8 protein-coding genes are annotated in these 8,547 nt (G+C 73.3%); 1 reads left to right on the top strand and 7 read right to left on the bottom strand.

Translation table 11 applies throughout. The features are described from left to right. From WMI84_RS15090 to glmS, 6 genes are all read right to left on the bottom strand, one after another. Positions 1-163 (bottom strand): tRNA (adenosine(37)-N6)-threonylcarbamoyltransferase complex ATPase subunit type 1 TsaE (locus WMI84_RS15090; protein ID WP_347354578.1); only part of this gene is annotated, 163 nt, incomplete at its 3' end. Next, positions 153-1,403 (bottom strand): alpha/beta hydrolase, encoded by a 1,251-nt coding sequence (locus WMI84_RS15085; protein WP_347354576.1) that lies wholly within the window; start codon positions 1,401-1,403, stop codon positions 153-155. The genes WMI84_RS15085 and WMI84_RS15090, both read right to left, overlap by 11 nt. Continuing rightward, positions 1,400-2,560 (bottom strand): alanine racemase, encoded by a 1,161-nt coding sequence (gene alr / locus WMI84_RS15080; RefSeq protein ID WP_347354574.1) that lies wholly within the window; start codon positions 2,558-2,560, stop codon positions 1,400-1,402. The genes WMI84_RS15085 and alr overlap by 4 nt, the downstream gene beginning before the upstream one ends. Before the next feature lie 26 nt (positions 2,561-2,586). Then, positions 2,587-4,188: an NAD(P)H-hydrate dehydratase gene (locus WMI84_RS15075; protein ID WP_347354572.1), complete on the bottom strand. Its 1,602-nt coding sequence runs from the start codon at positions 4,186-4,188 to the stop codon at positions 2,587-2,589. Beyond that, a complete protein-coding gene (locus WMI84_RS15070; RefSeq protein ID WP_347354570.1) occupies positions 4,188-4,538 on the bottom strand; it encodes a holo-ACP synthase in 351 nt (116 codons plus the stop codon). The genes WMI84_RS15075 and WMI84_RS15070 overlap by 1 nt, the downstream gene beginning before the upstream one ends. A gap of 13 nt (positions 4,539-4,551) precedes the next feature. Beyond that, positions 4,552-6,411, bottom strand: coding sequence for a glutamine--fructose-6-phosphate transaminase (isomerizing) (gene glmS / locus WMI84_RS15065; RefSeq protein WP_347354568.1), 1,860 nt, complete (start codon positions 6,409-6,411; stop codon positions 4,552-4,554). A gap of 127 nt (positions 6,412-6,538) precedes the next feature. Between glmS and coaA the strand changes: the two genes are divergently transcribed. Beyond that, positions 6,539-7,504, top strand: coding sequence for a type I pantothenate kinase (coaA, locus tag WMI84_RS15060; protein ID WP_347354566.1), 966 nt, complete (start codon positions 6,539-6,541; stop codon positions 7,502-7,504). Positions 7,505-7,659: 155 nt separating this feature from the next. On the opposite strand, the gene WMI84_RS15055 is transcribed toward coaA, so the two are convergent. Next, positions 7,660-8,316: a hypothetical protein gene (locus WMI84_RS15055; RefSeq protein WP_347354564.1), complete on the bottom strand. Its 657-nt coding sequence runs from the start codon at positions 8,314-8,316 to the stop codon at positions 7,660-7,662. Positions 8,317-8,547 lie beyond the last annotated feature (231 nt).

The following is an 8,547-nucleotide window of genomic DNA, read 5'->3' as shown; positions in this document are numbered from 1 at the left end:
CCCGGACGCCCAGCCCCTCACCGAGGCCCTGGGTCAGGGTCGTCTTGCCGGCACCGAGGTCACCGGTGAGCACGACGAGGTCGCCGGCCCGCAGCCGGGTACCCAGCCACCTGCCGAACGCCCGGGTGTCCTCGGGCGTGGCGAGCCGCACGTCACGCGCCACGCCGCTGCTTCGACTCGGCGACCCGGGCGTGCCGGCTCGGCCGGGCGGTCCGCGCCCGCGCCAGCCGCTCCTTCGCGACGTTGGTCATGGTGCGCTGCACCCGTGGCTTCTGGCTCACCGCCAGGTGCTCGACCCGCGCGCGGACCGCACCCTCGACGAGATCGAGCAGCTGGGCGTTCAGCAGGTCGGGATGCTCGAGCATGATGACGTGGCCGGCGTCCCGGACCAGCACGTGCTCCGCCCCAGGGATCGCCTCGATGATCAGCTCGCTGTGCTCGGGCGGCGTGAGGATGTCGTCCACGCCGTTGAACACGAGCACGTGGGTACCGCGGAAGTGCTGCAGGGCCGGGCGGATGTCGAACCCGTCGAAGGCCCCGAGGTAGTCGTTTATCACGTCGAGCGGCGTGCTGAGCAGGATGTCGGTGGTGTAGTGCACGAGCGAGGCGGCCACCGGAGAGGCGAAGGAGTTCTGGTCGACGAGGAAGTCCTCGAGGGTGGAGTTCGAGCGCCGCAGCCAGGCCCAGAGCTCGGGCCGCTCGCTTAGCGGTGCCAGCACGACCGGGCCGAGCCGGCCGAGCAGCTGCTTGCCGATGGTCGCCCGGCGGCCGCCGTTCGCGAGGGTGATGCCGCCCGGGCTGGTCGCCACGAACGCCACCGCGATGACGCGGTCCTTGACCAGCCGCGGATCGAGCCGGCCCAGCGCCATGATCGTCATGCCGCCCATCGAGTGCCCCACGAGCACGAGGTCGCCGGTCGGGGCCACCTTGTCGATGACCGTGTGCAGGTCCTTGGCGAGCCGGTCCACGACGTAGGAGTCGGGCTCGCCCCGGCCGGACTGGCCGTGCCCACGGTGGTCCCAGCTGACGACCCGGTAGCCGGCCGCCTTGAGGGCCCGCCGCTGGAAGACCCAGCAGCGCAGGCTCAGGCAGTAGCCGTGGGTCAGCACCACCGTCGGCAGCTCGTCGGCGCGCCCGTGCGCGGTGCGGCCCTGCGCCGCGGCGGTGGCCGCTTCGGCCGACGGCTCGTCGATCTCGACGTGCAGGGTCACCCCGTCGTCGGTGAGCACGACGCGCTCCTGGTCCGGGACGACCTCGTAGGTGTCGCGGGTGTCGAGGGCGAACATCGCGGCACGGTGCTTGGTCGCGCGGTCGGCGACGATGCCGGCCGCGACGCCGGCGGCGGCGCCGACGATGGTCGCGCCGACCCCGACGAGGGGGTTGCGCCGTCTCGCCGGACTCATCCGACCGCGTCCCCGGCGCCCCCCAGATGGATCCTCGGGATCCGGACCCCGAGGCGGGCGACGATCTCGTAGCTGATGGTGTCGGTGACCGCCGCCCAGTCCTGCGCGGTCGGCTCGCCCGGCGCACCGCCGAAGAGGGTGGCGACGTCGCCGGCCCGAGCCGTCGAGTCGGGGCCCAGGTCGACGACGAACTGGTCCATGCAGACCCTCCCCGCCACCCGGGTGCGGGTGTCGCCGAGGACGACGGGCCCCACGTTCGTCGCGTTGCGGGGGATGCCGTCGGCGTAACCGGCCGGCACGAGACCGACGACGGTGTCGTGCTCGGTGGTGTAGAGGTGGCCGTAGCTGATGCCCTGCCCGGCGGGCAGCCGCTTGACCAGCGCCAGCCGGGCCCGAAGCGACATGACCGGCCGCAGCCCGAAGTCGTCGTCGACCTGCGGGACCGGGGAGAGGCCGTAGAGGGCGATCCCCGGCCGGACGAGGTCGCCGTGGGTGGCGGGGTAGAGCAGTGTCGCCGCCGAGTTGGCCAAGTGGCGCACCTCGAGGTGGCACCCCTGCCGCTCGGCCTCCCGGGCGGCCTCGAACAGCCGCTCCTGCTGCGCCACGATCGTCGGGTGCCCGGGCGTGTCGGCGTGCGAGAGGTGGGTCCAGACCCCGACGACGGTGAGCACGCCCTCGGCCTCGAGCGGGCGGGAGTGTCGCACGAGCGTGTCCCAGTCGGCTCCGTACGCGCCGGCGCGGCCGAGCCCGGTGTCCACCTTGAGGTGGACCCGCGCCCGGCGACCCACCGTCCGGGCCGCGGCCGCGATCTCGTCGAGCGTCCACGGAGCCGAGGCCGACAGGTCGATGTCGCGCGAGATGGCGCCGGCGTAGTCGGCACCCGGCACCGCGAGCCAGGTCAGCAGTCGGCCCGTGATGCCGCCGTCGCGAAGCGCGAAGGCCTCGGGCATCTGCGCGACGCCGAGCCACGTCGCGCCGGCCGCGATGACGGTACGTGCCACGGGGAGCAGGCCGTGGCCGTAGGCGTCGGCCTTGACCACCGCCATGAACTCGGCGCCGGCCGCGCGTTCGCGCAGGACCCCCACGTTGTGCGCGAGCGCCGCGTGGTCGATCTCGGCCCACACGGGCAGTCCGTAGGTGCTCGGCTCTGGTGTCATCGGTCGCAGTCTGCCACGTCGTGGCCTCACACAGTGCGAGCGAGCAGCTCGCGTACGGCGGCCGGTATGGCGTGTGCCACCGCCAGCGCGCGCAGCGGGCCCCCCGACGAGGCACGTGCCGCGGCCAGCCCGTGCACCAGGGCGCCGAGCGAGCCGGCGTCGAGCGGGTCGAGCCCGGTGGCGAGCAGCATGCCAAGCAGTCCGGACAGCACGTCGCCGGCGCCCGCCGTGGCCAGCCACGCGGGTGCGTCGGCCTGCGACCGGACCGGGCCGGTGGCCCCCGCGACGAGCGTGGTCGAGCCCTTGAGCAGGACCGTGGCGCCGGTCAGCTCGGCGAGGCGCCGGACCGCCCCGACGGGGTCGGCCTCGACCTGATCCCGGGTCACGTCCCCCGCCGCCCCTCCTGGCCCGTCCCCCGCCGCCCCCTCGGGTCGAGCAGCCGGATCGACGGTGGCTGCCGCAGCCGCGCCCGTGCTCCGGTCGTCGCCGGAGCCGGGCTCACTCCGGCCGGTCGTCCCGTCGCCGCCGGCCGGCAGCCGGGACAGGAGGCGAGCCGCCTCACCGGCGTGCGGGGTCAGCAGGGTGGGCGCGCCACGAGGGCCTTCGAGCAGATCGAGCCCGCCGGCGTCGACGACCACGGGCAGGTCCGACGCGAGCGCCGCGGCCGCGACGGCCAGCTGTTCCTCGGCGGCACTCTCGACATCGAGTCCCGGACCGACGAGCCAGGCCTGCACCCGGCCGGGACCGTGCACCGCCTCGGGCACCGCGGAGCGGACCAGCTGCATGGGAGTCGGCGGGCCGACGTAGCGGGCCATGCCCACCCCCGCCTCGACGGCGGCCAGCACCGACAGAACCGCTGCCCCGGTGTAGTGCTCTCCCCCGGCGACGACACCGAGCACCCCGCGGGAGTACTTGTCGTCGGCCGGGCCGGGCACCGGCCAGAGCCGGGCGGCGTCGTCGAAGGTGAGCCGCTCGACCGCCGCCGGCACGTCACCCAGGTCCAGCCCGATGTCGACCACGGTGAGCCGCCCGGTGGCACCCTCTCCAGCGGGCAGCAGGTGCGCCGGCTTCGCGACGCTCATGGTCACGGTCTCGTCGGCCCAGACGACGGCGTCGGCGCGCACGCGCCCATCGGGGTCGAGGCCGCTGGCGACGTCCACGGCGATGACCCACGCGTCCTCGTCGACCGCCCCGACGAGGCGAGCCGCGAGAGGGCGCAGCCCGGGGCGGCCGCCGATGCCGGTGATCCCGTCGAGCACGAGGTCTGCGCCGGCCACGACACGGGCTGCCTCGTCCGGGTCGTCGACCGCGACGACGACCGCGCCGTGCTGCTCCAGGGCGGCGAGCCCGCCGGGGTGGGCCGCGGAACGGCCTCGATCGCTGACGAGCACCGCCGCCACGGGGAAGCCGACCTCGGCGAGGAAGTGAGCGGCATACAGGGCGTCCCCGCCGTTGTCGCCCGAGCCGACGAGCGCGACGACGGTGCGCCCACCGTGCTCCTCGAGCCGGGCAGCGGCGACGTCCGCGAGACCGCGGGCCGCGCGACCCATGAGCGTGCCGTCCGGCAGGCCGGCCATGGCGGCCGCCTCGAGCGCGCGGATGTCGGGGACCGACAGTGCCCGGATCATCAGCCCTCCGCGATGACGACGGCCGACGCGATGCCCGCGTCGTGGGACAGCGAGACGTGCAGGCGGGCCACACCGAGGTCTGCGGCGCGCGCCGCGACGGTGCCGACGACCTGGAGCGAGGGCTTGCCGAGCGCGTTGGTCACGACCCGCGCGTCCGTCCAGGCGAGCCCACCGGGCGCGCCGAGCGCCTTGGCGAGCGCCTCCTTGGCGGCGAACCGCGCGGCCAGCGAGGCCAGCCCGAGCTCGGCCTCCGGCGCGGTGAACAGCCGGGTGCGCAATGCAGGGGTGCGCTCGAGCGCGGCGCCGAAGCGTTCGATGTCGACGACGTCGATGCCGACCCCGACGATCACCGGGTCACCCCGCTCACTCGACGGTGACCGACTTGGCCAGGTTGCGCGGCTGGTCGACGTCGAGGCCCTTGGCGGTCGAGAGCCAGAGCGCGAAGACCTGCAGCGGCACGACCGTCAGCAGCGGGGCCAGCAGCGGTGCGGTCGCGGGCACGCGGATGACCTCGTCGGAGAAGGGCACCACGTCGTCGTCGCCGTCCTCGGCGATCACCAGGGTGCGCGCCCCGCGGGCCCGGATCTCCTGGATGTTGGAGACGACCTTGCCGTGCAGCCCGTGCTCGCTCGATGGCGACGGGACGATGACGAAGACCGGCTGACCGGGCTCGATCAGGGCGATCGGACCGTGCTTGAGCTCGCCGGCGGCGAAGCCCTCGGCGTGGATGTAGGCCAGCTCCTTGAGCTTGAGCGCCCCCTCCATCGCGACCGGGTAGCCGACGTGCCGGCCGAGGAAGAGCACGGCCCGGCTGTCGGCCATGAACCGGGCGATCTCCCTGACGCGGCCCATCCGGTCGAGCACCACCTGGATCTTGTCGGGGACCTGCGCCAGCTCCTTCAGGACGGCCCGGACGTCGTCGGCGAAGGTCCCGCCGCGCAGCTGGGCCAGGTAGAGGCCCAGGATGTAGCTCGCGGTGATCTGGGCCAGGAAGGCCTTGGTGGACGCCACGGCGATCTCGGGGCCGGCGTGGGTGTAGAGGACGGCGTCGGACTCGCGCGGGATCGTCGAGCCGTGCGTGTTGCAGATGGAGATGGTCAGCGCGCCGAGCTCGCGGGCGTGCTTGACCGCCATGAGCGTGTCCATCGTCTCGCCAGACTGGCTGATCGACACGACCAGGGTCTGCTCGTCGACGATGGGGTCGCAGTAGCGGAACTCGTGCGCGAGCGCGACCTCGACGGGGATGCGCGTCCACCGCTCGATGGCGTACTTCGCCGTCATCCCGGCGTATGCCGCCGTCCCGCACGCCACGATCGTGATCCGGGTGATCGCGCGCAGCTTCTGCTCGGGGATGCGCAGCTCGTCGAGGGTGAGCCGGCCCTGCTCGTCGGTGCGCCCCAGCAGGGTGTCGCGCACCGCGTGCGGCTGGTCGTGGATCTCCTTGTCCATGAAGGTGGCGTAGCCGCCCTTCTCGGCCGCGGCGGCATCCCAGGTCACCTCGTACGCCCTGCCCTGCGCGGGGGTGCCGTCGAAGTCGACCACGGTGACGCTGTCGGGGGTGATCGTGACGATCTGGTCCTGGGCGAGCTCGAGGGCGTGGCGGGTGTGGCCGATGAAGGCGGCGACGTCGGAGCCGAGGTAGTTCGCCCCGTCGCCGAGCCCGACGACGAGCGGGCTGTTGCGGCGGGCGCCGACGACGACGCCCGGCTGGTCGGCGTGGACCGCGAGGAGGGTGAAGGCTCCCTCGAGTCGGGCGACGACGGCGCGCATCGCCTCGGTGAGGTCCGCCGTGGTCGGGTAGGCGGCGGCCAGCAGGTGGGCCACGACCTCGGTGTCGGTCTCGCTGGCGAAGGCGACGCCGTCGGCGAGCAGCTCGCCCTTGAGGGCGTGGAAGTTCTCGATGATGCCGTTGTGGATCAGGGCGAGCTTGCCGTCGGTGCCACCCCGGTGCGGGTGCGCGTTGGTGTCGGTGGGGCCGCCGTGGGTGGCCCAGCGGGTGTGGCCGATCCCGGTGCGGGATGCCGGCAGCGGGTGCTCGGCCAGCTCGCGACGCAGGTTCTCCAGCTTGCCGGACCGCTTCCGGGTCTCGACGCGGTCGCCGGCGACGAGCGCGACACCGGCCGAGTCGTAGCCCCGGTACTCGAGCCGGGTCAGGCCCTCCATGACGACGTCGAGCGCCGTGCCGTCGTCGACCCGGCCGACATATCCCACGATTCCGCACATGGGGATCAGCCTAGGGGACGGCCGGCGGCCCCGACCCGTTCGCGGCCCGGCGCTGCCGTGCCCGTCAGAGGCCCGAAGCGCCGCACGCAACCGCCTGCCCGGCCCGGGAGTCCGACACAATGCTCCCGTGTCACTGGAAGCGTACGGAGCCTACGACTCCATCCCGTCGCTCTACGTCGAGTTCGACCGGGCGGGATGGTCGCGGCTGCGGGAGAACCACCCGCTCAGCCTCGACGCGACCGACCTGGCCCGGCTCAAGGGGCTCGGCGACCCGGTTGACCTGCGGGAGGTCGAGGAGGTCTACCTGCCGTTGTCCAGGCTGCTGCTGTTCTACGTCGCGGGCACCAAGCAGCTGCACCAGGTGACGACGGACTTCCTCGGTGAGCGCCCCGCCAAGACCCCGTTCGTGGTGGGCGTCGCCGGCTCCGTGGCGGTCGGCAAGTCGACGACCGCGCGGATCCTGCGTGAGCTGATGGCCCGCTGGCCCGACACCCCCCGGGTCGAGCTGGTCACGACCGACGGGTTCCTGCTGCCCAACGCCGAGCTGGAACGGCGGGGCCTCATGGCGCGCAAGGGTTTCCCCGAGTCGTACGACCGGCGGGCGCTGCTGCGCTTCGTCGCCGAGGTCAAGTCGGGCAAGGAGGAGGTCAGCGCCCCGGTCTACTCGCACCTGACCTACGACATCCTCCCGGACGAGCAGATCGTGGTGCACCAGCCCGACGTGCTCATCGTCGAGGGTCTGAACGTGCTGCAGGCGCCGATGGTCCACCCGGTCCGCGGCACCGACATGGCGGTGAGCGACTTCTTCGACTTCTCCGTCTACGTCGACGCCTGGGTAGACGACGTGCGCAAGTGGTATGTCGACCGCTTCCTGCGCCTGCGCGAGACGGCCTTCTCCGACCCGAACTCGTACTTCCACCGCTATGCGGCGCTGTCCGACCACGAGGCGGCCGGGACGGCCAACCGGATCTGGCGCGAGATCAACGGCCCGAACCTCGTCGAGAACATCCTGCCGACGAGGTCGCGGGCGACCTGTGTGCTCGCCAAGGACCGGGACCACTCGGTGCGCCGGGTGCGGCTGCGGAAGATCTGACCCCCCGGGGGGGCTCACGGCCGCGAGCGGCCTGCGCCCCCCGTGTACCCCTCGAAAGACCCGCGTGGCCGGCGCTCACGGTAACGGGCGCCAGGGTTTCCTCTGATGCGTGGTCGAATCGGAGAAATGTGGCCCGGAGGGCCGGATTTCTCCGATCAGTACCAGTGCGGAGACCGGGCCTGCCAGGCGGACAGGGCGCCGCAGGGGCTGCCGTAGGACTGCTCGATGTACCAGAGGCCCCACTTGACCTGGGTGAGGGGGTTGGTGCGCCAGTCGTTGCCGAACTTGGCCATCTTGCTGCCCGGCAACGCCTGCGGGATGCCGTAGGCCCCCGAGCTCGGGTTGTTCGCGGTCCAGCGCCAGTTGCTCTCGCCGTTCCACAGGGTGACCAGGCAGTTGTACTGTGCCTTGCTCGTCCAGCCGTGCTCGGCCATGAGCGCGCGCGCCGCCGCCCGCGGGTCGTCCTTCGCCTTGACGAGCGCCGCGGCGCGGGCGGCCGCGGCGGCCTTGCGCCGCTTCTGCTCGGCGGCGGCCCTGGCCTTCTTGTCGGCCGCGGCCTTCGCCTCGGCCCGGGCCTGCCGGGCGGCCGCCAGGTCGGCGGCGGAGATCGCGGTGCGACCCTCGCTGCGCGATGCCGCCGCGGAGGTGCGCGCGTCCGTGTCGACCATGCTCGTCAGCGCCATGTCCTGGGCCGCCACGCCGGCACCGGCCGGTGCCGGCTCCCCCGAGCCGGACCCGGTGGCGGCGGCATACCCGAACGCGGCCAGGCCGAGCCCGAGCGCGAGGCCCGCCGCGACGAAGGGCCGTGCCACGCGTCGCCGCTGGTCGGGGCGGTGCCGCCCGGGGGTGGAGTCGGCACGGGAGGCAGGGGCGAACGGCGAGCGGTGGCGTCCTTGGGGTGCGGTCATGGATCGGGGCGTGCCTTTCTCGGGCCCCACGACACATGGGTCACCCAGAGCTGGTTTACGGGGGTGGTCGGTGACGGCGGGAAGGACCCGGCTTCGTTACCAACTTGTGATCTTTCGGTTTCAACAGTGACAGGC

The organism is Intrasporangium sp. (assembly GCF_039812505.1).
In the GTDB taxonomy this organism is placed as follows: Bacteria; Actinomycetota; Actinomycetes; order Actinomycetales; family Dermatophilaceae; genus Intrasporangium_A.
The sequence above is the reverse complement of the archived record's forward strand: the minus strand, read 5'-3'. Positions and strand labels throughout refer to the sequence as shown.

Bases quoted from the DNA above. Each gene is read 5' to 3' on its own strand.
- WMI84_RS15075 (WP_347354572.1), bottom strand. From the start codon at position 4,188: ATGATCCGGGCACTGTCGGTCCCCGACATCCGCGCGCTCGAGGCGGCC.
- alr (WP_347354574.1), bottom strand. From the start codon at position 2,560: ATGACACCAGAGCCGAGCACCTACGGACTGCCCGTGTGGGCCGAGATC.
- glmS (WP_347354568.1), bottom strand. From the start codon at position 6,411: ATGTGCGGAATCGTGGGATATGTCGGCCGGGTCGACGACGGCACGGCG.
- WMI84_RS15085 (WP_347354576.1), bottom strand. From the start codon at position 1,403: ATGAGTCCGGCGAGACGGCGCAACCCCCTCGTCGGGGTCGGCGCGACC.